Origin of the sequence: Nesterenkonia muleiensis, from assembly GCF_003600155.1 — a bacterium.
GTDB classification, from domain to species: Bacteria; Actinomycetota; Actinomycetes; order Actinomycetales; family Micrococcaceae; genus Nesterenkonia; species Nesterenkonia muleiensis.
In genome coordinates this window covers 129,392-154,009 of the sequence record NZ_QWLD01000038.1, presented here as the reverse complement: position 1 = coordinate 154,009, position 24,618 = coordinate 129,392, and the positions used below count along the sequence as shown (strand labels likewise).

Genomic DNA, 24,618 nt, shown 5'->3' with positions numbered 1-24,618 from the left:
CTTCCGCCCATGGGATCAGAGCAGGAACTCTGCCACCAGCGGGAGGGTCACCAGGGACACTGCTGTGCTGGCCACCAGGATGGCGGCCGCCAGCCGGCCGTCCCGGTCGTACTCCGAGCTGAAGAGGAACACCGTGGTCGAAGAGGGCGTCGCCGCCAGAATGACGAGTGTACCCGCCCAGACCGGTCCGAGCTGATCGTAGAACGGCAGCACCGCCGCCCAGGTCAGCACCGGAAGCAGCAGCAGCTTCGTGACCGTTCCCAGCACGATGGGGGTCAGCCCCACTCCTCCGCTGCGCACCCCCTCCAGCGCGGGATGGAGGGCGAGCCCTACGCAGAACAGGGCCAACGGCACTGCGGTGGCACCCATCAGCGAGACCGGCTCCACCACCACCTCGGGCAGCGGAACCTCCCAGATGACCACGATCAGGGCCGCGCCGATCGCAGTGAACATGGGGTTCATCAGCACTCCTCGGCGCAGCATGGGCCAGACCTGCTGGCTCCACAGCTGGCCGGCACCCTGCGTACCTCCCCCGGCGGCGCGGATCTGCACGATGGTCCGCACCAGCGGGTAGCCGTTCATGAAGGCGATGTTGTGCACCATGTGCACCAGTCCGGCGGTCAGTCCCGCCTCGGGACCGATCACACCGATCGAGATGGGGATGCCGAAATAGCCCACATTTCCGAATGTCCCGGCCAGTGAGGTGGGGGCGGCCCCTTCCCGCACACTACCGCCGAGCACCCGGCACAGGTAGTAGAGGGCCACCGAGAGCGTCAGTGTCACCACCAGGACGATCACCGGCATCGACCACGGCAGGGACTGCACCGGCGGTGCGGACGTCATCGCGGAGAACAGGAACGCCGGCAGCGCGAAGTAGAACACGAAGCCGTTGAGGTGGCCGGTGCCCTTGCGGAAACGATCAGCGAAGCCGGCGGCGAAGCCCAGCACCACGATGACGAACAGCGGCGCCACCACCACGAGCATTTCAAGCATCGGCGGCCCTCCTCCCGGCTGTCGGCAAACCGGAGAGCGTCAGGGCGTCGTCGTGCTCGGCCACCGGGCCGGCCAGCGGGTCCTGCGCCGGGCTCTCCGGGTGCAGGATGTCTTTGACCACCAGAGCGAGAATCCAGATCAGGGTGCCCATATGGGCGGCGATGCCCAGCCCGTAGAGCATCTCAAAGAGGTAGTGTCCGGCCCCGATGGTGCCCTCGGAGGTGATCTTGGCGCTGATCAGCCACACACTGGCCCAGTGGAAGACCTCCGCGGCCTGCCAGATGAAGAATACACGCACCCTGGGTACCGCCAGCACCACCAGCGGAATGAGCCAGATGACGAACTGCGGGGAGTAGACCTTGCCCAGCAGCACGAAGCATCCCACGATCAGCAGGCACAGCTGCGCGGTGGTGGGCCGCCGGGGTGCGGCCAGGCCCAGCCAGGCGATGCCCAGGCAGCAGAGCAGGAAGATCCCGTTGGAGAGCAGGGAGAAGGTCTCCCCTGACCAGCCGGTGGGCGCCAAGGCCAGCCACATAGAGGAGAACCCAGGTTCCCGGGCGGAGGAGAACTCGTAGAAGGTCAGCCACTGCTGCGGCTGGGTGAGCATGAACGGCAGGTTCACCGCCACCCAACCCGCCACCGCAGAGCCGATCACGGTGATCAGGGGCCGCCACTGGGCAGTGCGCAGGCAGAGCACGATGATCGCGCCGAGAAACAGCAGCGGGTAAAGCTTCATGGCCGTGCCCAGCCCGATCAGCACCCCGGCGCACACCGGCATCCTGCGCCCCCAGGCCAGCAGGGCGGCGGCCCCCAGCAGCACCGCCCACATATCCCAGTTGATGGAGACGGTCAGGATGATGCCCGGGGCCAGGGCCACCAGCAGAGCGTGGCGGCGGCGTTCCGGGCTCAGCGAGAAGGCGGTCACCATGACCAGCCCGATCCAGCAGAGGATCACCGCGATGTGGTTGAGGTCGTAGAAGGCGAGGGTCCGCTCCGGGGTCACGCCTTGTCCCGGGATGAGGGCGGCGATCGCCCCGGCCACCAGACCGATCAGCACCGGATACTCCATGATCTGGTCCTGGGGCACATCGTCGACGAACGGGAAGGCCCCGTCTGCCAGTCCGCGCTCGGCGAAGAGCAGGGAGAAGTCGGAGTAGCACATCGCCAGATGCTGGTCCGGGTCCGCCCACCCGTTGACCCGGCACCACTGCACCGCCAGCACCGAGAGCAGCGCTCCCAGCACGGTGGCCGCCAGCAGCACGCTGATCAGCCTGGCGGAAGGCCTCCGGGGCACCGCTGCCGGTGTCTGGGGACTGCTCATCGGCTCCTCCGGTAGATGTCGGCGGAGGCCCAGGAGGCCTCCGGAGCGGAGAGCTGGCGCAGCCCTTTCCACCCCTCGGCGGCGTTCCACCGGTGGGAGGGTTCGCGCAGCCGGAACAGACTGGTGGTGTTGGGGTCGATGAAGATGATGTAGAGCAGGTAGCCTGCCGCCACGGTCAGCGCGACTCCCTGGACCACGAAGGTGTCCAGCCACTGGGCCACCGAGAGCTGTCCCACCATGGCCAACAGCGTCATCACGGTGATCAGCAGGGTCACCAGCATCAGCACCCTGCCCCGGTAGACGTGGACCACCGCATACAGCGGCAGCAGCCACAGCACATACCAGGGTTGGATCACCGAGGAGGCCAGGACCACCGCAGTGAGCCCATAGGCGGCCCACAGCACCGGATTGCCCAGCCGCGGATGCAGCAGCAGCACGGTGAGCACCGCAGCCGAGAGCAGCCTGGCTGCGGCGTAGACCCATCCAGCCACCTGTTGATGGTCCGCCCCGCCCAGAAGCTCCGAGGCCCAGCCGATGCCCAGTCCCAGCAGCCCTACCGGTGCCCCCTGAAGCACAGCGGCACCGGCGCCCAGGGCGGTGGTGAACCAGCCGATCCCGATACCCAGCAGCCAGCCGCCACCGAAGAGCAGCACCACCGCCAGCGCCCCGGCGAAAACCCATTCGCGGATCCTGTGCAGGTAGCTGCCGGTGTGCTCCAGAGTCAGCAGCACTGCGAAGGGCAGCACGACCATGGCGATGGGCTTGATCGCCACTGCGGTGATCAGCAGCAGCACCGCGAGCAGCCGGCGGCGGCGCAGCGCATACCAGATGCCGGCCAGCATCAGGCCCATCATGAGGGCGTCGTTATGGGCTGCGGGCAGGAACACGATCAGGCTCACCGGGTTGAGCAGGCACAGCCAGAGCGCCCAGGCCGGCTGGGAGCCGAAGGCTCTGGCCAGCATCGGAATGACCAGCAGCATAAGCACCACGCCGAAGACCGCCAACAGCCGGAACAGCAGCACGGAGAACTCCGGCACCCCTCCGGTGAGCTGCCAGATGCCCTGGGCCATCAGCAGGAACAGCGGCCCGTAGGGCGAGGGGGATTCGGCCCAGAGATCATCAGCGCCGACGGTGAACCATCCGGGCAGCTCCGAGACCCCGGCCTCATATGGGTTCTGACCCGCGGCGAGCAAACCACCCTGGGCCAGATAGGAGAACACGTCCCTGGAGAAGATCGGGAAGCAGGCCAGCAGCGGTGCGCCCCAGAGCAGCACGGCCTTGCGCATGGTGGGCAGGGCGGCCGGGGCGTCCCAGGAGGTGATGCGCTGAGAGAGCCTCAGCCAAGACCGCAGCATCAGCAGCGCCCCGACCACCAGCAGCACCGCACAGGTGATGACCCCGGCAGCGGTGGTGCGCAGCGGCAGCAGCGCGTTGTGCAGCGGCATCCACGAGCCGGGCACCATGACCATCCAGCCCACACCCCAGGAGCCGACCATGATCAGCAGCGAGGCCAGCAGTCCCTGGCGGAGGGTGTGGGAGACCTCACCCTCAGAGCCGCCGATCAGCCAGGAGGTGCCGCCGAACCTGCCCAGAGTTTCGCGGGCGGTGTCGGCGGCGCGCGAAACGGGGTTAGTCGGCAGCTGGCTCACCTCTCAACACTACCGAGCGGGCACCGGGATCGAGGAACCAGATCGCCGCAGCGCAGGCCGCCGAGACCGCTGCCGAGAGCACGGTCATCTGCACCTGGATGTCGAGGAACTGGTGGACGAACAGCTGGTCTGCCGCCCCCTGGGCCAGCAGGAAGCCGGTGATCGCGGCAGTCAGCGCCAGCGGCCAGCGGCGGGCTGTGCCGGTGATGGCCCCTGCGGCGGCGAACAGCGGCAGGATCCACAGCAGGTACCAGGGCTGGATCAGCGGAGAGAGCACGACGACGGCGGCGAAGGCCCACATCATTCGTTGGAAGACACGGTGCTCACCACCTCGGAACATCAGGTACAGCACCACCGCGATCGCCGCCAGACGGCCGATGAGACTCACCACGTCGAAGACCGGATCCGGCGAGTGCCCGAAGGCCAGCAGCGCACCGGCGATCGGGGCGGCAAGGATGGTCAGCGGCGCCCAGAAGGTGGCGCCGGTTCCCGCGCCGGCCAGCACGGTGACCCAGTCGAACCCGTAGCCGCCGAGAGCTCCGATGCCCAACAGGGCAGCCCCGGAGAGCCCGGCGGTGAGGAACCAGTAGCCGAACGTCCGCGGCCAACTGGAGCCGGCCCCTGCCCAGAGCAGGGCGATGAAGGGCAGCATCACCAGGGTGATCAGCTTGGTGCCGATGGAGGCCACCATCAGGGCCACAGCTGCTGCTCCCAGCAGCCAGTGGGCGCTGCCGGCTGTCTGACCGGCGCGGATGGCGCACCAGGTGCCGGCCAGGGCGAAGCCGACCATGAGCGCGTCGTTGTGGGCGCTGGAGACGAAGCTGATGATCAGCAGCGGGTTGGCAGTGGTCACCCACTGGGCAGCGGCCGGGTCGGCGCCAAGTACGCGGGCCAGCACCGGCACCATGATCAGGATCAGCATCATGCCCAGCACGCAGACCACCCGGAAGAGCAGGATCGCCAGTTCGGCGGAGTCTCCGGAGATCCGCATGACTGCTGCGGCGATCCAGAGGAACAGCGGCCCGTAGGGGGTGGCGTCCTCGGCCCAGATGATATCGGTGCCGAGCTGAAACCAGTTCTCCAGCGTGGAGACCCCCGTGGTGTAGGGGTTCTCCCCTGCCAGCACCAGCCGGCCCTGATTGAGGTAGGCGAAGACGTCACGGGAGAAGATCGGCACCACCAACAGCTGGGGTGCCGCCCACACCAGTGCCGCACTGGTGGCGGTGCGCAAGGATGCGGGGGCACCGTCGTGCTCCATGACAGTCCGCAGGCGCAGCCAGGCGTGGAAGAGGACCCAGCAGCCGGCACTCAGGGCGATCACGGAGACGACGACGCCGGCAGGCTCGGTTCTGAGCCAGATGGTGGGGGCCCAGCGGGCCACCGGGGAGTCGGCGACCAGCCAGCCCACGCCGAAGGATCCGGTGAGGATCAGCAGTGATCCGACCAGACCATAGCCGATCACTGCGCGCGTCTGTCTGGTCACCGCAAAGAGTCTACTCAGTGTTGGTCCCGGCCCGGGGTGGGTAGAGTGTCTGTCCGTGACTGAATCAAAGACGCAGAACTCCCCGGCGGTCGGAGGCGATTGGTCCGGCCGGATGGTGTGGATCGACTGTGAGATGACCGGGCTGAACCCGGAGCAGGACGTGCTGATCGAAGTGGCCGCTGTGGTCACCGACGCTGATCTCAACGTGCTCGATGACGGGGTGGACGCGGTCATCCGGCCCGATCTGGAGGCTTTGGCCGGGATGGAGAAGGTGGTGCGCGAGATGCACACCGCCTCCGGCCTGCTGGCTGAGCTGGAGGACGGGATCGCCCTGGAGTCCGCGGAGAAGAAGGTCCTGGAGTATGTGAAGGCCTGGGTTCCGGAGGCCGGGGTGGCCCCGCTGGCGGGGAACTCGGTGCATGCGGACAAGGCGTTCCTGCGCCTGGGGATGCCTGCGCTGACCGAGCACCTGCACTACCGCATCATCGATGTCTCGACGCTTAAAGAACTGGCACGGCGCTGGTCCCCTGAGGTGCTGGCCGCAGCACCGAAGAAGACCGGGAACCACCGGGCGATGGGTGACATCCTGGACTCGATCGCGGAGCTGAAGCACTACCGGAAGCAGATGCTGCGCTGATGTGCCCCTGGGGCGCTTCGGGTGTATGATGTATTGGTTGCTTTCTGAGGCCTCATGCGCCGGTCAGCACATGGTGGGCGTAGCTCAGCTGGTAGAGCATCGCGTTGTGGTCGCGAGGGTCGCGGGTTCAAGCCCCGTCGCTCACCCAGGCAACATTGCCCCCGACTTTCAGGGTCGGGGGCAATGTTCTTTGCAAACCCCCTGGTTACCCCCTGTTTCGACATTGGTGCACAATAGTGATCGACCTTCACAGCTCTCCACAAGAAACGGTTCCTGAGTGGTGCGCAATGGTGATCCTCTCCCCTATTCCGAACTTCGCTTGAGTGCCCGCAGCAAAGTCGTGTGCGCAACACCAAGACGACAAGCAACCGCGCGAATGCTCGCACCTTCAGAGATGACAGCACGAGCCACCTTCACCTCGCTCTCACTGAGGGCCGTGACGCGTACCCGGGTGTTGACTCCAGCTTCCCGAAGCCGCTTTCGCAAAGTCTGAGCATGGATACCGTGCTTCCGTGCAATCTCTGCTTGAGTCAAACCATTGGCATAGTCAACCACGAGCGGAAGAAGAACCGATGCTCTGACCTTCTCTATCCCGGGTGACACCGTGCGACGACTTTGCTTCGTCGATTCTCGTCGTGAAGTGGAGCCAGCGACGGAATTCGTTTCACCTATAGATCGTCCTTGACGGTCGCGGCTGCGCGACGACGTCCGCGAGTAGCCAGCGGCGCGGCTTTCCGCCAGCTCGGGGTTTTGATGCATGTGTTCGATCAGCCGTGTCAGAGCAGGTGTTGGACGCGAGAAAATGTCGACCAGCGACCTGCCCGCCTCAGTTTCACTTGCTACAGCGCGCGGGTCAGTTTTTGTGGACTTCATGTCTCCATTCTCGACTGCTGCTACTAAGGCGTGTGGAAAACTCAACGTTCGTCATGAGGTTTCACTTACCATTAGCACCATGCGGGTCGGGATCTATATAGACGGCTATAACCTCTACTACGGTGGTCGAGGATTATGCGGCCGTTCGACGCCTGGGTGGCGTTGGCTCGATCTGCGATCGTTGGCACACACCCTTGTCACCACGCACTCTCACTGGGATAACCCGACGCTCGAAACGATCACCTACTGCACCGCGAGAGTGAGTGGAGCCAGCAACCCCGTCGGTCAGCGCGAACAGGACGTCTACCTACGTGCGCTGCAACGCTCAGACTCCGTCACTCAGATCAGCTACGGCAACTACGTCGCTCGAGTCGCCACGGCTCCGCTCGCGACCGCCGGCCGGAACGGCAAACCTGTCATCAGCAAGCCTCAATGGCCGTTAATGGTGCAGGACGGAGCCGAGCAAGACGTCCCTGACGCCCGATTCATGGCATCGGTCGCTCGCCGCGAAGAGAAAGGCTCTGATGTTAACGTCGCCTCTCATTTGCTCATCGACATACTCACCGGCACGATTGACGCAGCCGTGGTGATCTCCAACGACAGCGACCTAGCCTACCCCGTCACCTTCGCGCGAGATCGCGTGCCAATCGGGCTCGTCAACCCCACGAAGGGCTATCGCGCCGGTAAGCTCGCAGGCGAGCACACCGATGGCGTGGGCGACCACTGGTGGTATCAGATGCAGCCGTCAGATTGGTACGACCACCAGTTCCCGCCGACCATCGCTCCGCGCATCACGAAGCCACCAGAGTGGTAGCCGAGCCTGTCACACTGCTATACTTCTTCCATACCACCCGGCCCCTCTGGGGCCGGGTTTTCTCGTCTCAAACGCTTCTCGGCGACGTTCGGCACACGTGAGTCACCAGCGGCAGAGTGACACACAGCCACGCTGTCCCAAGCCACCATGTCCTCCTACCGCGCGCGGCACCAGGAAACCAAACAGCCTGAACGCCGCCAGCTGCTGCTCCTCCTTGACAGAAGGAAGATAGCGTGCCGAGCCGTATGGGCTCATGTGAGAACTACTCGCCATACCCAGAACCGTAGCTGGCGCCACTGACATTGTTGCCCGATCCGAGACACAGGTGCTCCGGGCACAGCCCGTGCTGCAAACCCACCGTGTCATCAAGACGCGCCGCGCAACGAATGCAGGCCGCTCCCCGGAAGATGATGCTCGGCTGGTCAGGATCGGCCGGAACTGGAGTCGCGCCATAGGCCTTGGAGTGGCGCGCGGCCAAGCGGGGATGTCGGCGGCCGAGCATCCGGTGGATCTCGGGTGCGGTGCGCGCCGGGATTCCTCTGCACGGCTGCGAGCAGATCGCTGCCTTCCTGGTAGGCCTGTTCGGTGAACCGTGACGCCATGAAGTAGTCAGGGTTCACCGCGCTCATCCCATATGCCGCGAGATCGTCGAAGGCGAAGTCGTCGACGTCGGTCGTGATGAGGTAGCGAGCTCCCGCGCGGATCGCGTCAGCCACCACCTGCCGATCCTCAAGGGTGCTGGTCAGCAGCCCTTCTGTGTTCGACGCAGTGGGTGACAGCTCGGTGCCGAGAATCTCCGTACGCACGAGGGAGGTTCTCGATGCCTGACCGCGTGCGTGTCGGTCGGCTTCGGCCTCGACGTGCTTCGACCATGTCCACCGCAGACTGTCTGCCCGCGCTCCGGCGATCAGCAGTGTGCGAGTGACGGGCGAGGCGAGCGCGTTGGCGTCCAGGAAGAGCAGCGCTGCTTCACTCACCGAACAGCTCGGCCTCGATGTCAGCCGCGGATGCCTCGGCCATGCGACGCATAAGCTCACGGCTGTACCGCTCGTACTCGCTCAGCGGGATGCGGTGGTGGGTGCCGACCCTGGTGGCCTGGATGTCGCCCTCGGCGATCCGGCGCAGCACCGTAGACCGCGACATCCCGAGCCGCCGGGCGACCTCCGCCGGGGTCAGCAGCTCCACACGGGTGGAGAAGTCGACGACCTCGCCGCGCTTCTTCGCCGAGTCCAGGAACGCGCGCACGCGCGCCCAGTCGTCGCTCGACAGGTGTGCCGGGTTCACGGTCATGCTCTCCATGCCTCCAGCGTACTCGACCGTGACCACTTACGCACGATCAAGTGTCCACGATGGCTGATCAGGTCCCCTCGCAGTAGCAGCTCGTTCGGGCTCCCAGTTCGCGCTGGCTTCGACCAGAACCCTCCGTACGGCCTTGCGGCTGACCCCCAGGCGTCGAGCGATCGCGCGCATCGAGACCCCGGCCCGGAACAAGCGAACCAGTCTCCGCCTTCTCGTCCACATCCAGCCCCGGGACCCGGCGCGGGGTGTTCCGACGACGCAGATGGGCGAACACCGTCGCCCGATGAATCCCATACTTCTGCGCGAACTCCTGAACGGTCGCGCCCGCGAGGTAGTCCCCGACAAGACTGTCGATCTCGGAGGCCGTCAGAAATGTTTGAGCCGTCTCGATCCTCCGCACCAGCGGCCCCCGAGCATCGCTCACCGACGCCTTCGACCCACGGTGATGGCCCCGATAAACCCCACGATTCCCGCGGTTGACCAGGGTCTTCGTCCTTTGGGGAATGTTGCCAAAGGTGCTACGCAGGGACCCCCATCGAACGAGGTTCGAACTTTCGACCAAGGAACCACCCTTGGACGGGATTCGGGCCTCGTTCTCGTTGCGAGCGTTCTGCGCCCAGGTCAACGCGTCGGCCCGCACCTTTCGGCTGTTCCGCTCGTCGAACGGACGGGCGTACTCGAACCGAACGTCTCCTTCTTACCTGGGTGACGGGACCGCGATGGCGTGCGGCGTCGCCATGGTCGAAAGTGGTGATCTAGACGATCTCCGGACAGGTCGGCACCGGTAATCGTCTCTGTCATACTGGGCCGTGAGTTGTTACTGGCGCCTACGTTGATGCGGGCCTGTCTCGCTGCCGACTTGGCCTCCCGGCTTTCATGAGCCGTGCGGCGGGCCGGCGTTGGAGCCTGATGGGGAGGATGGCATGGAATCTGAGGCCCGTATAGACGCGCCGTGCGGGGTGGTGCTCTCGCAAGTACATGGAGGGGTACTTCGCGCTCGCGGCATCGCCTACGCATCTGCGCGGCGTTTTGCGCCCCCAGAGCCGCTCCCGCGCTGGACAGAGCCGCTCCCCGCCCTGGAGGAGTCTCCGGCGTGCCCCCAACCTGACAGCCCCCTGCTGGAGAAGATGTTTGGTGTCGGCTGGGTTGCGACGCAGCAGGATGAGGACTGTCAGCGCCTGACGGTGACAGCGCCCAACGATATCCATGACGGCCAGCTGCCGGTGATGGTCTGGATCCACGGGGGCTCCTACACCAGCGGTTCAGGGGACGCTCGACTCATGGACCCTGCACCACTGGTGGAAGAGCAGCAGGTGATCGTGGTGACCGTGACGTATCGGCTCGGGATTCTCGGCTACCTCGGGGACGGTGCCACCAGGCCGGCGAATCTCGGCCTGCTCGACCAGATCGCGGCGCTGCACTGGGTTCAGGAGAACATCGGGGCATTCGGGGGCGATCCGGACAACGTGACCATCTTCGGACAGTCGGCCGGAGCCGATGCGGTCGCACATCTGATGACTCTGCCCGAGGCACCTCGACTGTTCCGGCGCGCGATCATCCAGAGCGCCCCGTCACGCTCCCCGCAGCGTGAGAAGATCGCAGAGGCGATGGTGGCCGCAACCACCGGACTGTGCGCTGACGCCCCGCTGTCCGAGGTGTTCGCAGCACAGCGGGAGGCGGAGCAGGCGGCATCCGCATTCGGCCTAGCCGCGTCGATGCCCTTCGGCGTCCAGTACGGCCATGAGCCGCTGCCGTCCTGGGCCGAATGCGAACACGCCTGGGCGCGCAACGCACCCGCGATCGACCTGCTCATCGGCTACACCGCAGACGAGGCACGGTTCTTCCTACCCGCGCTGCCGGGGCTCGACCGGGCGGCACGGCTTCCTCTGATCGGGCGGGCTCTGCGTTGGACCGCCTCCTGGTCCCTGACACAGGTCATCTACACGCGTTCGGCTCGTCGATTCGCCCGAGCCCACGCTGCAGCAGGAGGCCGCGGGTGGTCCTACCGCATCGACTGGCCAGGGAATGCCGGCCCGTATGGCGCGGCCCACACCATCGACCTGCCGCTTCTGTTCGGCAGGGCGGAAGACTGGCACGGCACTGGCCTTCTACAGGGCCTGAGCGCCACGCAGATTCGCGATGCCGCGACTCAGCTTCGACAGCTCTGGGCCGACTTCGCTCGCGATGGACGTTTCCCCGACCGGCGGCTCGCGCACCTGATCACCATCAGAAAGTTGCACTCCCGGGCGACAAAGTGACTCCTGCACCAATCCGAAGCGACCATGCTTCGTGCTGCAGGGGCGCAGCGGAGTCGGCATTGCTCTGAACAGCGGAAGCTATGGCCATAACGCAGTCTGATGCCGCTCAGCGCTCTCTGCCCTCCCGGGTGTATTCAGAGATGATCACACCGGATATGAAGCTTTTGGAGTCGATGAGCTCGAACCTCGTCGGCGCGTACCCAGTGGGCTCGAACAAGGGGATGCCGCTGCCGAACACAAGAGGGTTGCGTTTGATGATGATCCGGTCGATCTCAGCAATGAGCTGACCGGCCATGGAACCCCCACCGCAAAGCCAGATGTCTGCCCCGGGTGCGTGCTTCAATTCTCGGACGAGGGTTGCCGGGCCGGTATCGACGGTTCTAAGGTTTTCGGCCACGGCGTGGCGCCTGCGGGAGAACACGATCTGCTCCAGATGCCGATACGGGCTTTCTACTCCTGCCTCTACCGCATGGGCATAGGTATGCCATCCCATCAGCACGGTGGCGAATCTGTCACAGGGCTGATCAATGCCCAGATGTTCGGCAGCATCAGTAGGCAGGGCATCAGCGAAGCGGGTGGTCACCTCACTAAGGTGATCCCCTTCGAGGAGGAAGGCGTCGAATCTGCCGTCAGGTGCGGCAATGTAGCCGTCCATACTTGCAGCGACATAGTAGACAAGTTCACGCATCGCGCTCCAATCACTTCACCTGTAGTGATTAAAGTGTACGACATGTGTAGTGCTTGGGCTAGGATAAGTTCTGTGGCACGTAATGACGATCGTCGACAGCTGCTGGCCGACGCTGGGCTGAATCTGTTGGCCGGTGAAGGCGCAAGGGGGCTGACCCATAGAGGCGTGGACCGCGTAGCCGGGGTTCCGCTGGGAACCACCTCGAACTACTTCCGGACCCGGGAGGCGCTGATCTCGGCTTTGGTCGTTCGCATCGGCGAGAGGCTGACCCCCAGCACCGAGGACTTGGCAGCCCGCTCTGGAAGACCGGCAGACCGTGAACTGTTCGCCGACTATCTGCGGGACATCGTCCGGCGCCTGATGCAGAACCCAGAGGTGGCCCTTGCCCTGATAGAACTGCGCCTGGAGAGCAGCAGGCGCCCCGAGATCGCCGCGCTGCTTGCCGACTGGCGGCGTAGGGCCTTCGCCGCTGATGTCGATTTCAACACTAATGCCGGCCTGCCCGGCGGCCCCGAAGAGATCGCCCTGTTCCACTACGCCATCGACGGGCTGATCCTCGACCATCTCACTACACCACTGCTGCCCGAGTCCTCCACCGATGAGGCCATCGATGCACTCGTTACCGGCCTTCTACCACCATCGAGAGAGCTTTGTCTCGAGGAGGGGAACGAATGAAGTCCCGGCTCAACGCTGCCGGCAGTGCGGGTCACCCTGTGCCGCGGAGAGCTGCCATCGCCTTCTGGACGGCCGCGATCCTGGGCACCCTTCACGCAGCCTCAAGCATCTACTGGGCCTTCGGGGGTCAATGGCTGTTGGAGACTGTGGGCCAATGGGCGGTCGAGGCGACGCAGAACGGGTCGTTCTGGACTTTTGCCGGCCTGTTCGTGATCGGGGTCCTCAAGCTTGGTGCGGCTTGGATTCCACTGCTGGCCCAGAACGGCCGAATCCCGGGCCGACGCTTCTGGCGGCTCATCAGCTGGGTCGGCGGCCCGGGCCTTATTCTCTATGGCGGGGCCAACTCAGCAGCAGGGATAGGCGTTCTTGCTGGATGGATTGGCTCAGATGTCCCAGACCGTGATGCCCTGTTCGGCCACGCCTTCATCTGGGGCCCGCACTTCGCGCTATGGGGTCTTGCTCTGACCACGGCTTTAGCGATTTCGCGGCCCCACCACAGGCGGTGAAACGAACTCCACGAGGCTGCATTGGTTCAGGTCAGTCACACCACGCATCGCCTCTCACCCCGGTGCCATATGGTCGACATGACAGGCGTCAATCGGTGCCCAAGTGGTCGAGCAGGTCGACTGCGGCATTCATGTAGTCGCTGATCCAACGGTCATGTATGCGCTTGATCGGCAGCGGGGCAAGCGAGAGGTGGCGCTCCCGGCCCACTTTGCGTCCAGTGACCAGTTCCGCCCGCTCAAGCACTCGCAGGTGCTGCAACACCGTGGTGCGGTCCAGCTCGGGCAGCAGCGCACACAGCGATCCGGTCGTGTGCGTGGACCTCTTCAGCTCATCGAGCATCCGACGGCGCACTGGCGAGGCCAACGCCTTGAAGACCCGATCATCAAAGCCCTTGTCGGTGAACTCATTCATGTTGTAAATTTACAACATGAATAGCGGTGCCGCCCTCACCGAGCTCTCCTTCACCGTCTCAGGACGTGTGGCACGCCCCTGCGCGGAGGTATACGAGGCTGTGGCAGACCCTGTTCAGCTCTCGCGGTATTTCACCACCGGTGGGGCCCGAGGGCGGCTGGAGTCTGGCGTCCGCGTCGTGTGGGATTTCGCTGATTTCCCCGGGGCCTTTCCGGTCACGGTGGTCGATGCCGACCCACCTCATCGACTCGTCATCGAGTGGGGCAACGAGGCAACGACCAGTGAGAGTGGAACCACCAGAGTGGTCTTCGAGTTCGAGCCCATAGATGGTGACTCCCGAACGCTGGTCACAATCACCGAGACCTCCTGGCGGCCGACTCCGCATGGCGCTGAAGCCGCATTCAGCAACTGCGAAGGATGGACCGGCATGCTCGCCGCCCTCAAAGTCTGGCTCGAATACGGCATCAATCTGCGCGAAGGGTTCTACCAGTGAGTATCGAACACGGCTGGCCCCTGGTCGTCGACCGGGCCACCTGGAACGACGCCAGAGGCGTTCTGCTGCAGCAGGAGAAAGCTCTGACACGCATGAAGGACGCGATCAGCGCGGCACGCCGGCGACTGCCCATGGTCGAAGTGCGCTCAGACTATGTCTTCGACGGACCCGACGGCTCCGTCACGTTGCTCGACCTCTTCGAGGGGCGCCCTCAGCTGATAGTTCAGCACTTCATGTTCGCACCCGACTGGGAGGAAGGATGTGATGGGTGTTCGATGATGGCCGAGCATATCGGCCCCTTGTCCCACCTGCATGCTCGGCGAACCTCGTTAGTGCTTACCTCCCGTGCACCGGTGGGACGGCTGCATGCCTTTCGCGACCGCATGGGATGGGCTCTGCCCTGGTACTCGACCGTCGGTGACCAGTTCAACGTCGACTTCGGGGCGACCGTCAATGGCGAGGAACGTCAAGCAGTAAGCGTCTTCCTGCGCCGAGGTCACCGCGTCTTTCACACTTGGTCGACCCACGCCCGCGGCGAAGAGCCTTTCATGCTGGTCTTCGACCTCCTCGATCTCACCCCTTTCGGACGGCAGGAAGAGTGGGAGAGCTCGCCTGCCGGAACGCCCCAGGAACCGACGTATTCGTGGATGCGGCTCAGCGACTCCTACGACGACGCCGAATACCCACGCGCATGCCACGAACGCTCCCCACAACCTCCTGGTTAAGGATGTGACTACGCCTGAAGCGGCTTACCTTCCTCCGCGTAGTAGCAGGCCAGGTGTGTCGACAGCGAGCGGTCGTCACCGGCGGCAGACACACTGCGCAGCAGATACTTACTTATAGCCGTCACTGGCACTCACCACCCGCATAGAGACCGTCATGTAGGTCAGGTGCAACGCCGGCGCAGAGCGAACAACGTTAGGCGGCGGCCTGGCGGTGCTTTCGAACAAGCCGGCGGTACCGGATCGGGGTGACGCCGACCGCCTGGCGGAACATGTGAGCGGCATGGCCTCGACTGCGCCAGCCGACCTCGCGAAATCACAGTCTCGATCGGCAGATCGGTCTCCCGCGACAGTCGGGCGAGATGCTCGGCTCGGATGGCGGCCAGGTAGGTGAAGTGAGGCTTGCCGTAGGCCTCCACGAACAGCCGCTGAGCTGCGAGGGCGATAGATGCACTGCATCGACGAGGTGATGAGGATCATGGGGTCTCCTTCGGTGAGTCGATCTCCGGCCGTCCGGCGAGGAGGAAGACGCCGAGAGCGGCGATGGTGAGGATCACCGCGCCGGTCAGGGCGGCGGCCTGGTAGCCTGCGAGGGTCGCGGCGTGCAGGTCCAACGGTGTAGTTCCGGTCAAAGAGGCGGCGGTGGTGGTCGCGGCGATCGTGCCCAATAGGGCCAGGCCGAGGGAGGAGCCGACTTGCTGGGAAGTGCTGGCGACGGCGCCGGCGACCCCGGAGACACGACCGGCGCGGTGGGTGGCGGCGCTGTTGGCCGCGGGTTGTACGCATCCGGTGCCCAAGCCGAGCAGGACGAAGATGGGCAGAACGTGCGTCCAGTAGGACATGTCGGGTCCGAGTTGTGTCAACACGACTAGGCCCGCGGCGAGCAGGGTGAGTCCCGCGGCGAGGAACACCCGCGGGGTGACCCGCCGCAGGGCGGGTCTGACCAGGCGCACCGTGATCAGGATCGCTGCGGTGTAGGGGAGGAAGCCCAGGCCGGTCAGCAACGGGCTCAGCCCGGCGAGCTGTTGCAGATAGACGCTCAGGAACAAGAACGCGGGAAGGATCGCCACGCCCCAGGCGAGCATCGCGGTGAATGCCGCGGACCTAAGACGTTCGGCGAACAGCGACAGCGGCATCAACGGTTGGGCGGCGGTGCACTGGCGGACCACGAACGCGGCCAGGATCACGGCGCCGCTGGCAAGCAGACTGATCGTGAGCGGGGAGCCCCATCCCGACGACTCCGCCGCCGTCAGACCCAGGGTCAGGGCGGTCAGCCCGGCGGCGCTGAGCACGCCGCCGAGCATGTCGATGCGGCCGCGACCGCGCGCATCCGCCGCGAGGGACAGGAGCAGCCCGGATCCGGCCGCCAGGGCGATGGGAGCGTTGATCAGCAGCGCCCACCGCCATCCCCAGGAATCGGTGAGCGCGCCGCCGAGCAGGACCCCGATGCCCGAGCCTGCGCCCATGATGGTGCCGAACACCCCGAACGCCTTGACCCGATCGGCGCCCTCGGGGAACGTCACCGACAACAACGCAAGCGCCGACGGTGTGGCCAGCGCGCCGAAGATTCCCTGGGCGGCGCGGGCGGCGATGAGCATCTCCGCCGAGACGGCCAGACCCCCGGCGATTGAGGCGAGGGTGAACCCGGCCAGCCCGATCAACAACGCACGGCGCCGCCCGATCACGTCCGAGACCCGTCCACCGAGCAGCAGTAGCGAACCGAACGCCAGCACGTAGACGGTGATCACCCACTGACGCTGCACATCCGACAATCCGAGGTCGTGCTGCGCGGAGGGCACAGCGATGTTCATCACCGTGCCGTCGACGACCATCATCAGTTGAGTCACCGAGATCCACCCCAGCGCCCACCATCGCGCGACGCCCGAACGCCGCCCCGCTGCTGTCTCCTGAGCCATCCCTACTCCATATCGTTGGTGTGACCAATGTTGGCGATACCAACGATATCAGATCGTTGGTTACGCCAACAGTTCTGGTAGTCTCAGAGGTGTGGAGGAGATTGAGGGAGCCAGTGCTCTGCAGCCCGCGCGGCTGCGTCAGACCCCGAGTTGGTTGATCACCCAGACGGCCACGCTCACCAACCGCCTCATCTCGGCGGCGCTGACCGAGGCGGGCGCGACCCGCTACCACTACGCGGTGCTCGCCGCCCTCGAAGAGTTCGGACCGACCAGCCAGGCCGAGCTTGGCCGACGGTGTCACATCGATCGAAGCGACATCGTCGCCACCATCAATAACCTCGTCCACGAGCGATACGTCGAACGCCGCCAGGACCCCGCCGACCGGCGGCAGAACCTCATCACCCTCACCGAGGCTGGGCAACAGCGACTACAGCACATCGCCGGCGTCCTCGACGGCGTTCAGCACGACCTCCTCGGACACCTAGCCGAGAGGGAACGCGAAGCACTCACGACAACTCTGCGCACCATCCTCGACCACCCATCGAATCCCGAAAACGGTGAAGCGTCGGCGTGACCCCGTCCTGGACAGGCATAGGCGTGAACGCACACGAAGACGCAGCTGTGTTGGCTGCCCTACGGGGTTCTCTGCGTCAACACCGAGGACCTCTTGTGCTTCGCGGAGTTCTGTCTGCGCAGCCATCCCGGATCGGATCAACGGCGGGGCGACGAACGACAGGTGGGCGTTCTCGTCCTGGCGCAGCTTTGCGGGCCCGGCACCGCACTCTTGGATGATTTCGGTGCGGTTGCGGGGTTCGCCTCCGATAGTGAGCCAGACATGGCATGCGCCCAGGGTGGGGTGTCCGGCGAACGGCATCTCACGATCGAGGGTGAAGATACGGACCCGATAGTCGGCCTGGCTGCTGGAGGGCGGCAGCAAGAGGATTCCCGGTGAAGGGTCGCGCGCCGAACACGGCGACCATATGGATGGTGCCAGTCATTGTGTGGAGCTTTCTGGCGCAGGGTTCGCAGCCAGCCATTCGAGGACGACCTGAGCATGTTGGTCAGGTGGGAACACCGGAAAGAAAACATGCTCGATTACACCGTCGTTGATCAGGAGCGCGAGCCGCTGGTACACGGTGAGGCCCTCAGCGCTGAGCGTCGGCGGCAATGATCGACTCATCCGCGGTGCCAGCGTAGCGGCAGCCGCAGAGATTCTGCACACCAATCTTCCAGCCGAACAGCGCGCTGTAGAACTCGCGGCAGCTTCCTCGTCGGCCGCTTGAAGGTCAATGAGCCCCGGAGCCCCGAGCCCGACCGCGGTCATGGGGGAAGTCCTGCTCTTGTTGGTCGGTGGCTCCCAGGTAGGCGTGGCCGCGGTCGGACAGCTCATAGCCGACCTGCAGGCTGAGAGTCAGGCCGTGCTCTTTGAGTGTGCGGATGCGGCGTTTGAGCGATTCCTTTCCGACCGGCAGGCCCTCGGTAAGCGAGTCCGCAGTGATTCCGGGCTCTCGTTGGAGGCGCGCCAGCGTCGTGCGTGCCCACGGGATGCGAGCGTCGAGCCGGTCCAGGAGCGCGTCGATGCTTGCGACGTCATCAGGGGTGAGGTCCGCATCAGCGGCAAGGGCATCCCGCGCATCCGGTGCCACCCAGGACAGCCCGATGCGGAAGACCGGATCGACCTCAACGCCGCGGAACGTGGCTGTCAGGTCGTCCAGCGAGGCGTAGCCGGCCCGGCGTGCGTCGTCCTCGGTGACCTCCCCGGCCGGGACGGACTCGATCGTCTCGACCCGGACAAGACCTGCGACGGTGCGGAACGTCGCGCCAGGCTTGACTCGCGGCCGTTTCCACCGCCGGTAGGCCACGGTGACCTCGCCGGCGGCGACCGCATGAGCGATGCGGTCGGTGAGAATCATGCGTCCCCTCGGCGAGACCGATCCGACCTGGGAGGCACGGTGCCGGCCGTCATGCATCCTTCCCGAGAACGAGCGCGAGCTGAGCGAGCACGACGTCACGATAGTCAGTCACGTCTGACCCGCGGTGTCCGAGCACGACCGGGTAGAGCAGGCCGTCCATCGTCGCCACGACCACATCGACGATCGCCGCGGAGTTGAACCGGGGCTCGAACGCACCGGCATCGACGCCGCGGCGCAGCGCCTCGACGAAGGGCTCCCGATACTGCTCAGCCAGGGCGGCGGCATGTTCACGCAGTTCGGAGTCGTGGGCGGCAGCAGTCCAGAACTCCATCAGCATCCGCCACGTCCGGGCGCTGGTGAACAATCCTCGATCGATCAGCGCCACCAGCTGCTGCCACGGGTCACCGAACCCGGCGGCAAGCTCATGGAGCGCTGTCACCTCACCGGACGTCGCGCCTGTCAGTGCTTCGATCAGCATGTCCTCACGCGAGCCGAAGTAGCCCTGCAAGGTGCTGACCGCCACCCCCGACGCCGCCGAAACGTCTTGGAACCGGGTCGCGGCGAACCCTCGATCCGCCAGCACATCAACCACCTGACCGAGAACCACTGTGCGCCTGGGACCACCGGCACGCCTGATGCGGCGCGAACCTGACTGAACCATGGCTATACCGTATCAACATACGGTGGGTGCATGGGCATATGGACATCGGTTCCCCTCACCACCGCCAACACATCGGTAGCCTGGTCCCGCACACCGAGACGCAAGAACTCCATCCCTTTGGGCCCAAGCAGCCGGTCTCGAATCCGTGGCGGAAGACATCGACGATCGGCGCCTCATCGCGCCGCTTGGGCACGCTTATTGGCGCTGGACCTTCAGGTGCCCCGAGACCGTCGGCTGCGAGACCCCGAACTCCGCCGCCACGACGTCGGCCACCTGGCGAACGAGGTCCCACTCCGGACTATTAGGCTGGCCACTATGCCTACTGCACGCGAGATCGTCGAGCATAAGCCCACCGACCCGCCGCCGGGAGAATCGCCTTTCCTCCCGGGCAAGGAGCCGCAGCCGGGGGTCGAGGTCGTGCCCTACGACCCGCGCTGGCCGGAGGCCTACCGACTGCTGGAGGGGTGCGTCCGTGTGGCGCTGGGCGACCGCGTGCTCGCGATCGACCACGTGGGGTCCACCGCGGTGCCCGGCCTCGCAGCGAAGCCAGTCATTGACCTCACACTGGTCGTTGCTGACTCCGCTGATGAGAATGCATGGGCCTCAGACCTGGAAGCTGCCGGCTTCGATCTCGTCATCCGTGAACCGTGGTGGTATGAGCACCGGGCACTGGTCCATCGTGACCCACGGGCGAACTTGCACGTCTACGGCCCAGAAGCCGCGGAACCGGTGCGGCATCGGATGTTCCGCGACTGGCTCATCGCCCATCCCGAGGACCTCGCCCAGTATCAGAAAGCAAAACTGGCTGCCGCGGAGGCCGCCCGTGCCGAAGATGAGCATGTCATGCAGTACAACGCCCGCAAAGAGCAGGTGATCCGCCAGATCTACGACCGCGCGTTCCGTGACGCCGGGCTCCTCTGAACACCCACCGCCAACATCAGGCCCAGCGGCGGAACCACGTGCGCAACTAGCAACTATCTGGACAGGGAACGACGCCGATGCGTGAACTCGCAAACGCAAAACACCAGTCACGAACGCGCCACTTTTGCCTAATCACCTCGGTTTCTTGCCTACACTGCGCCTGACTCCCTGTGGCATCGATGAAGCTCGCGGCTGATAAGCTGATTTCTGGCACAATCTGTGCCCTCGCGCAGTCGATGACGAAGTGCTCGTCTGACACATTCGCGGAGAGGACTGGCACCGGCCAGGACATGTCCGCGATGGAGATTGCGCAACCGACCCCTGACCTGGGGGGGTTGTGTTCACCATGCCGTGAATGCGGCGCGAGAAAAGGGTTGCTCCCCATGTCCCCCATGAAGACGGATAAGGCGACGAAGTCATGGACAAGATCGCCGGCATCGTGCGAACGGCCTTTCGCTAATCAGGGGCGTCCGGTCACGGCCTCAATGGCCCGGACTGACTGACCAGGCGATGAGGGAAAGCAGGTGGTGATGCCGAAGAAGCCGGCTCCGAAGGCAGGTTTCACGCTGCTGACAGTCCTGCTGGGCGCAGTCGGCGCCGGCCCGCTGCTGCTCTACGGACTCAGCGCCACCAGCGACAGCATCATCACCGAACTAGGAATCGATGCGGTCCAGTTCGGGCTGCTGGCCACCGTCTGCTTCGCCTGCGCGGCCGTGGGAAACGCCGCGTTGGGACGTCTGGCTGACCGCCGTTCCGACATCTTGCTGATGAGCGCGCTCTTCCTGCTTGCCGCTGTGGCGCTGGTGCTCGCCGGTCTGCCCGGCGGCTATGCCCTGCTGCTGGTGGCCGCCGGACTCTCCGGCATCGCCCAGTCATTCTCCAACGGGGTGACCAACCGAATCCTGTTGGAGCGCGTTCCTGCCGCACAGCGCATCGGCTGGGTAGGCATCAAACAATCCGGGGTGCAGGTGAGTCAGCTGGTGGCCAGCCTGGCCTTTCCCCTGTTGGCCCTCTGGGTCGGATGGCGGGGTGCAGCTCTGGTGGGCTCGCTAATTCCATTCATCCTGCTGCTGCTGGCCTGGCACGCGCTGAGTTCTACTCCACGGCTTGGGCCGGACAACTCCCCGCGCGGAACCACCAGTACCTCCTCACCGCCGCCCCTGCGCCCAGGCCTGACCCGGCACTCCGGAACGGTGTGGGCCCTGGCAGCATTCGGCCTGCTCAACGGCATCGGCGTGCAGGCGACCAATGTCTATCTGCCGCTGTTCGCCGTCCGCGAGCTGGGATTCTCCCTGGTTCTGGGCGGAGCCACCGCCGCGGTCGCAGGTGTGGTCGGGGTGGCTGCGCGGGTGGGGTGGGCCCGGGTGATGGCCCGGGGCGCCTCAGCGCCGACGCTGCTGCTGGTCCTGGCACTGACCGCCCTGGCCGGGGCTGCTGCGTTCCTCGGTGCCGGAATGACCGACTGGGCAGCCCTGCTGTGGCTGGCGGTGATACTCCACGGCGCCTCGGCTCTGGGAGTGGCCGTGGTGCTGATGAGCGCGCTGCTACGTTCGACCCCTGCCTCATCAATGGCCTCTGTCAGCGGGATCGTCACCGCCGGCATGTTCGCGGGCTTCACGCTGGGGCCAGTCGGGATGGGGGCGATCATCAGCTCCTCGGGCGGTTTTCAGCTCGGCTGGATCGCCGTCGGCGTCGTGTATTCGGCCTGCACGGCTCTGGCGCTGGTGCTGATCAAACGCACCGAAGCCTCCTGAGCAGTCAACCCGTGGGCCGCTGGCGGCGGTGAGAGTCCCCTTGGGCAGTGCCCCGGTCCGTCTCCCCTATTCTGGGCTCTATGGAAACCTCACCTTCTCGCCCGTTCTGGCAAGGGCTCTTCATCCCGGCCCTCACCCTGCTGCTGCTGGGCGCATCGGCCGCCCCAACCGCCGCAGTCGAGGCAGAAGATGTGGAGAACTTCCACTTCGACAGCTGGGAGCTCAGCTACGAGCTCGACCTCGACCTCGACCTCGACCTCGACGACGATGTCGCAGTCGCGCACGTCACCGAAGAACTGGTGGCGCGGTTCCCGGAGCATGACCAGAACCGTGGACTGGTGCGGGCTCTTCCGCTGCGCTATCACAGCGCTCCTGCCGCACCCGAGGACATCGCCGTCACCGACGCCTCAGGGGCTGAGGTGCCGTTCGAGACCGAGACTGAGGACGGCATGCAGGTGATCCTCATCGGCGACGACGAGTACGTCCACGGCCAGCAGACCTACCAGCTCAGCTACACCGTGCAGAACGTGATCCACTCCCCCGGCGACGCCGATATCGACGAGTTCTACTGGGATCTGGTGCCCAGCCAGCGTCCTCAGTCGATCGATTCTGCCTCCGTGCAGATTGACCTGAGCCCGGAGTTTGCCGAGGCCTTCAACGGTGATGCCGCCTGCTACGCGGGCGCTGAGGGCTCGTCTGAGCCCTGCGAGATCGACACCGGGGATCCGGACGACGGCGCATTCACCGTCCCCTCGGTGAGCCTCGAGGGCTATGAAGGTCTCACCGTGGCCCTGGGGTTCGAGGCCGGCACAGTCCCGCAGCCGCCTGAAAGGCAGCCGAACTGGATCCTCGACACCCTGCCAGCGGTGCTGGGCCTGGTTTCTGCCGGACTTGGCACAGCAGCGCTGATCACGGTTCTCCGTCTCCGCAGCCGGCACCGTCAAGACACCGGTGACACCCTGCCGCGGTACGGCATTCCAGATGATGTGCCGATGCTCATCGCAGCCCCGGTGACAGCCGCGAGCGGCTCCCCGGTGACAGCGGAGATCCTGCGCTTGGCCGTGCGTGGAGCTCTTCGCATCGAAGACTCCGGAAAGACCAGCGGGGTCTTTAGCCGCACCCCGGAGCCGATGCTGCGCCTGACCGACCCCCACCTGGCCCGCGACCCGCTGGAGGAACGCCTGCTGACCATGCTCTTCCCCTCCCTCCAGCCCGGAGACACCTTCAAGCTGCCGAGCAAGGGCAAAGACAAGCAGTCCTTTTCCACCAGTATGCAGAAGCTGGTCCGAGAGGGGCCCAAGGAAGCAGAAGCCCGCGGACTTCTCACCAAAAAACACAGTTCAGCCGCGGTACTCCTCGCCGCAGCCGGACTGCTCCTGATTGGGCCAGTGGCAATACTGCTGCTGATCGGCACCAGCCGTGACAATGTCACCACCACCGTCATCGCGCTGCTGGGCGGGATGCTCGGCCTGGTCTGCGGACTCATCGCCGTGTTTCCGCAGCGGGTCCACACCCACGAAGGCGCTGGTCTGCGGCAGCAGCTGGAATCGGTCCGGACCACCATCCGGGGCCCTGAACAGGGCCATGGGGAGATGCTCCAGTCCTCCGAACATGCCCTGAGCCAGCACGCAGAGGACGCCGCAACCGTTCAGCTCTACGACAAGGTCCTTCCCTTCGCCGTGATCTACGGCCTGGAGAAGCAGTGGTCCAAAGTGCTGGACGCCACCTACCGCAGCTATGGCATTGACCACCCGGTCTGGTACCCGGGTCTGTTCCGTGATGGCTCCGGCTCCCTGGAGAGCACCCTGTCCGGTTTCACCAGCGCGATGACCACCTCCTCGGGCACCTCCGGGTCCTCAGGCGCCGGCGGGGTGGGCGGCGGCGGAGGCGGCGGGGCCGCTGGAGGGCGCTGACTCCACCACCAGTGCACCTGCTGAGATCAGCGCAGCTGGCTGATGTCGGCGAAGTCGAGGCGTTTGCCGCGAGGGAACTGGGCCTGCGCGTCGTCGGGGTTCGGCGCGTGGCCCACATTGACCACCGCAATGGTCTTCCAGCCGGTCTCCGAGTGGAAGAGCGCGTCAATGCCGGCAGCGTCCAGTCCTGCCATCGGGCCGACTTCCAGGCCATGGGCACGCAGAGCCACCAGGAAATAGCCCAGCTGGATGGAGGCGTTGTCCCGGCCCATGGCGTGCCGGTTCTCCGGCTGGGACTCGAAGGTGTCCTTCACCCCCGGGATCGCGGGGAACAGCTCATCCATGTGCAGGTGCCAGGCTGGGTCGTAGGCGACCACGATGCTCAGCGGTGCGGCCACGGTCTTCTCCTTATTGCCGCCCATCATCTGCTCCACCAGCGCCTGGCGGGACTGGCCCTGCTGGACCAGGGTCAGGCGCAGCGGCTGGGAGTTCATGGAGACCGGGGCCAGCCGGGCGTCGTCGTAGGCGGCCCTGATCAGCTCCGCCTCTACCGGTGTGTCGATGAAAGTGTTGGTGGTGTGCCGGTGGGTGAACAGGGCATCGAGCGCCTCACGGGCGACAACACGTCCTACGGTCTCTACGGTCATGGATTCTCCTCGTATCAGCAGGCGGATGGGGGTCCATTTCTCATGAACCCCCCTACCCCCGGAGTTCTTC

The 24,618-nt window shown here is 65.4% G+C and carries 26 protein-coding genes and 1 tRNA gene; 12 read left to right on the top strand and 15 right to left on the bottom strand.

The annotated features are described in order from the left end of the window. Positions 1–15: 15 nt before the first annotated feature. Genes DVO78_RS10555 through mptB (DVO78_RS10540) form a run of 4 tightly spaced genes read right to left on the bottom strand, consistent with a single transcriptional unit; the run spans position 16 to position 5,446 of the window. A complete protein-coding gene (locus tag DVO78_RS10555; RefSeq protein WP_120004860.1) occupies positions 16–993 on the bottom strand; it encodes an AEC family transporter in 978 nt (325 codons plus the stop codon). Continuing rightward, a complete protein-coding gene (locus tag DVO78_RS10550) occupies positions 986–2,314 on the bottom strand; it encodes a glycosyltransferase family 87 protein (protein WP_120004859.1) in 1,329 nt (442 codons plus the stop codon). The genes DVO78_RS10555 and DVO78_RS10550 overlap by 8 nt, the downstream gene beginning before the upstream one ends. Next, positions 2,311–3,963 (bottom strand): polyprenol phosphomannose-dependent alpha 1,6 mannosyltransferase MptB, encoded by a 1,653-nt coding sequence (gene mptB, locus DVO78_RS10545; protein ID WP_120004858.1) that lies wholly within the window; start codon positions 3,961–3,963, stop codon positions 2,311–2,313. The genes DVO78_RS10550 and mptB (DVO78_RS10545) overlap by 4 nt, the downstream gene beginning before the upstream one ends. Then, positions 3,944–5,446: a polyprenol phosphomannose-dependent alpha 1,6 mannosyltransferase MptB gene (mptB, locus tag DVO78_RS10540; protein ID WP_120004857.1), complete on the bottom strand. Its 1,503-nt coding sequence runs from the start codon at positions 5,444–5,446 to the stop codon at positions 3,944–3,946. The genes mptB (DVO78_RS10545) and mptB (DVO78_RS10540) overlap by 20 nt, the downstream gene beginning before the upstream one ends. 112 nt (positions 5,447–5,558) lie before the next feature. Between mptB (DVO78_RS10540) and orn the strand changes: the two genes are divergently transcribed. Both orn and DVO78_RS10530 read left to right on the top strand, forming a co-directional pair. Beyond that, positions 5,559–6,083 (top strand): oligoribonuclease, encoded by a 525-nt coding sequence (orn, locus tag DVO78_RS10535; RefSeq protein WP_120004937.1) that lies wholly within the window; start codon positions 5,559–5,561, stop codon positions 6,081–6,083. Between the two features lie 73 nt (positions 6,084–6,156). Further along, positions 6,157–6,229: transfer RNA gene (locus DVO78_RS10530), tRNA-His, on the top strand. 157 nt (positions 6,230–6,386) lie between these two features. On the opposite strand, the gene DVO78_RS10525 is transcribed toward DVO78_RS10530, so the two are convergent. Further along, a complete protein-coding gene (locus tag DVO78_RS10525; RefSeq protein WP_120004856.1) occupies positions 6,387–6,956 on the bottom strand; it encodes a helix-turn-helix domain-containing protein in 570 nt (189 codons plus the stop codon). A gap of 79 nt (positions 6,957–7,035) precedes the next feature. Here DVO78_RS10525 and DVO78_RS10520 point away from each other — a divergent pair, with 79 nt between their 5' ends. Next, positions 7,036–7,770: an NYN domain-containing protein gene (locus DVO78_RS10520; RefSeq protein WP_120004855.1), complete on the top strand. Its 735-nt coding sequence runs from the start codon at positions 7,036–7,038 to the stop codon at positions 7,768–7,770. Between the two features lie 422 nt (positions 7,771–8,192). Here DVO78_RS10520 and DVO78_RS10515 read toward each other — a convergent pair whose 3' ends face one another. The 3 genes from DVO78_RS10515 to DVO78_RS18015 are packed head-to-tail and all read right to left on the bottom strand — an operon-like array spanning position 8,193 to position 9,291. Then, positions 8,193–8,747, bottom strand: coding sequence for a hypothetical protein (locus tag DVO78_RS10515; protein WP_120004854.1), 555 nt, complete (start codon positions 8,745–8,747; stop codon positions 8,193–8,195). Continuing rightward, a complete protein-coding gene (locus tag DVO78_RS10510; RefSeq protein WP_157983990.1) occupies positions 8,740–9,069 on the bottom strand; it encodes a helix-turn-helix domain-containing protein in 330 nt (109 codons plus the stop codon). The genes DVO78_RS10515 and DVO78_RS10510 overlap by 8 nt, the downstream gene beginning before the upstream one ends. Positions 9,070–9,096: 27 nt before the next feature. Beyond that, entirely contained in the window at positions 9,097–9,291 is a 195-nt protein-coding gene (locus tag DVO78_RS18015; protein ID WP_420799090.1) for a helix-turn-helix domain-containing protein, read from the bottom strand. Positions 9,292–9,992: 701 nt separating this feature from the next. On the opposite strand from DVO78_RS18015, the gene DVO78_RS10500 reads away from it, so the two are divergent. Further along, positions 9,993–11,327, top strand: coding sequence for a carboxylesterase family protein (locus DVO78_RS10500; RefSeq protein WP_120004852.1), 1,335 nt, complete (start codon positions 9,993–9,995; stop codon positions 11,325–11,327). 106 nt (positions 11,328–11,433) lie between these two features. Here DVO78_RS10500 and DVO78_RS10495 read toward each other — a convergent pair whose 3' ends face one another. Further along, on the bottom strand, positions 11,434–12,015 hold the full coding sequence (locus DVO78_RS10495; protein WP_120004851.1) for a dihydrofolate reductase family protein: 582 nt from the start codon (positions 12,013–12,015) through the stop codon (positions 11,434–11,436). Between the two features lie 72 nt (positions 12,016–12,087). Here DVO78_RS10495 and DVO78_RS10490 point away from each other — a divergent pair, with 72 nt between their 5' ends. Together DVO78_RS10490 and DVO78_RS10485 are read left to right on the top strand one after the other, a co-directional pair. Then, a complete protein-coding gene (locus DVO78_RS10490; protein ID WP_120004850.1) occupies positions 12,088–12,690 on the top strand; it encodes a TetR/AcrR family transcriptional regulator in 603 nt (200 codons plus the stop codon). Further along, a complete protein-coding gene (locus tag DVO78_RS10485) occupies positions 12,687–13,196 on the top strand; it encodes a DUF3995 domain-containing protein (RefSeq protein ID WP_120004849.1) in 510 nt (169 codons plus the stop codon). The genes DVO78_RS10490 and DVO78_RS10485 overlap by 4 nt, the downstream gene beginning before the upstream one ends. Before the next feature lie 88 nt (positions 13,197–13,284). Here the strand turns inward: DVO78_RS10485 and DVO78_RS10480 are convergent, their stop codons facing one another. Beyond that, entirely contained in the window at positions 13,285–13,608 is a 324-nt protein-coding gene (locus tag DVO78_RS10480; RefSeq protein WP_120004848.1) for an ArsR/SmtB family transcription factor, read from the bottom strand. A gap of 16 nt (positions 13,609–13,624) precedes the next feature. Here DVO78_RS10480 and DVO78_RS10475 point away from each other — a divergent pair, with 16 nt between their 5' ends. Both DVO78_RS10475 and DVO78_RS10470 read left to right on the top strand, forming a co-directional pair. After that, the gene (locus tag DVO78_RS10475; RefSeq protein ID WP_120004847.1) at positions 13,625–14,101 is read left to right on the top strand and encodes an SRPBCC domain-containing protein; all 477 of its coding nucleotides are present in this window, start codon (positions 13,625–13,627) and stop codon (positions 14,099–14,101) included. Beyond that, on the top strand, positions 14,098–14,826 hold the full coding sequence (locus DVO78_RS10470) for a DUF899 domain-containing protein (RefSeq protein WP_202912157.1): 729 nt from the start codon (positions 14,098–14,100) through the stop codon (positions 14,824–14,826). The genes DVO78_RS10475 and DVO78_RS10470 overlap by 4 nt, the downstream gene beginning before the upstream one ends. Before the next feature lie 473 nt (positions 14,827–15,299). Here DVO78_RS10470 and DVO78_RS10460 read toward each other — a convergent pair whose 3' ends face one another. Further along, positions 15,300–16,739: an MFS transporter gene (locus DVO78_RS10460; RefSeq protein WP_120004845.1), complete on the bottom strand. Its 1,440-nt coding sequence runs from the start codon at positions 16,737–16,739 to the stop codon at positions 15,300–15,302. 91 nt (positions 16,740–16,830) lie between these two features. On the opposite strand from DVO78_RS10460, the gene DVO78_RS10455 reads away from it, so the two are divergent. Beyond that, the gene (locus tag DVO78_RS10455; protein WP_202912156.1) at positions 16,831–17,313 is read left to right on the top strand and encodes a MarR family winged helix-turn-helix transcriptional regulator; all 483 of its coding nucleotides are present in this window, start codon (positions 16,831–16,833) and stop codon (positions 17,311–17,313) included. On the opposite strand, the gene DVO78_RS18395 is transcribed toward DVO78_RS10455, so the two are convergent. The 3 genes from DVO78_RS18395 to DVO78_RS10435 form a co-directional block, all read right to left on the bottom strand. Beyond that, positions 17,221–17,676, bottom strand: a complete 456-nt coding sequence (locus DVO78_RS18395; RefSeq protein WP_202912155.1) for a PhzF family phenazine biosynthesis protein — start codon at positions 17,674–17,676, stop codon at positions 17,221–17,223. The two genes, DVO78_RS10455 and DVO78_RS18395, sit on opposite strands and share 93 nt — an antisense overlap. A 349-nt stretch (positions 17,677–18,025) precedes the next feature. After that, positions 18,026–18,652 (bottom strand): ASCH domain-containing protein, encoded by a 627-nt coding sequence (locus tag DVO78_RS10440; RefSeq protein WP_157983989.1) that lies wholly within the window; start codon positions 18,650–18,652, stop codon positions 18,026–18,028. A 49-nt stretch (positions 18,653–18,701) separates the two neighbouring features. Continuing rightward, on the bottom strand, positions 18,702–19,313 hold the full coding sequence (locus tag DVO78_RS10435) for a TetR/AcrR family transcriptional regulator (protein ID WP_120004843.1): 612 nt from the start codon (positions 19,311–19,313) through the stop codon (positions 18,702–18,704). 315 nt (positions 19,314–19,628) lie between these two features. On the opposite strand from DVO78_RS10435, the gene DVO78_RS10430 reads away from it, so the two are divergent. From DVO78_RS10430 to DVO78_RS10420, 3 genes are all read left to right on the top strand, one after another. Beyond that, on the top strand, positions 19,629–20,234 hold the full coding sequence (locus tag DVO78_RS10430) for a GrpB family protein (RefSeq protein WP_120004842.1): 606 nt from the start codon (positions 19,629–19,631) through the stop codon (positions 20,232–20,234). A gap of 530 nt (positions 20,235–20,764) precedes the next feature. After that, a complete protein-coding gene (locus tag DVO78_RS10425) occupies positions 20,765–21,988 on the top strand; it encodes an MFS transporter (RefSeq protein WP_202912154.1) in 1,224 nt (407 codons plus the stop codon). Between the two features lie 80 nt (positions 21,989–22,068). Next, positions 22,069–23,901: a DUF2207 domain-containing protein gene (locus DVO78_RS10420; protein ID WP_120004840.1), complete on the top strand. Its 1,833-nt coding sequence runs from the start codon at positions 22,069–22,071 to the stop codon at positions 23,899–23,901. 26 nt (positions 23,902–23,927) lie between these two features. Here DVO78_RS10420 and DVO78_RS10415 read toward each other — a convergent pair whose 3' ends face one another. Further along, entirely contained in the window at positions 23,928–24,548 is a 621-nt protein-coding gene (locus DVO78_RS10415; RefSeq protein ID WP_120004839.1) for a malonic semialdehyde reductase, read from the bottom strand. Positions 24,549–24,618: the final 70 nt, after the last annotated feature.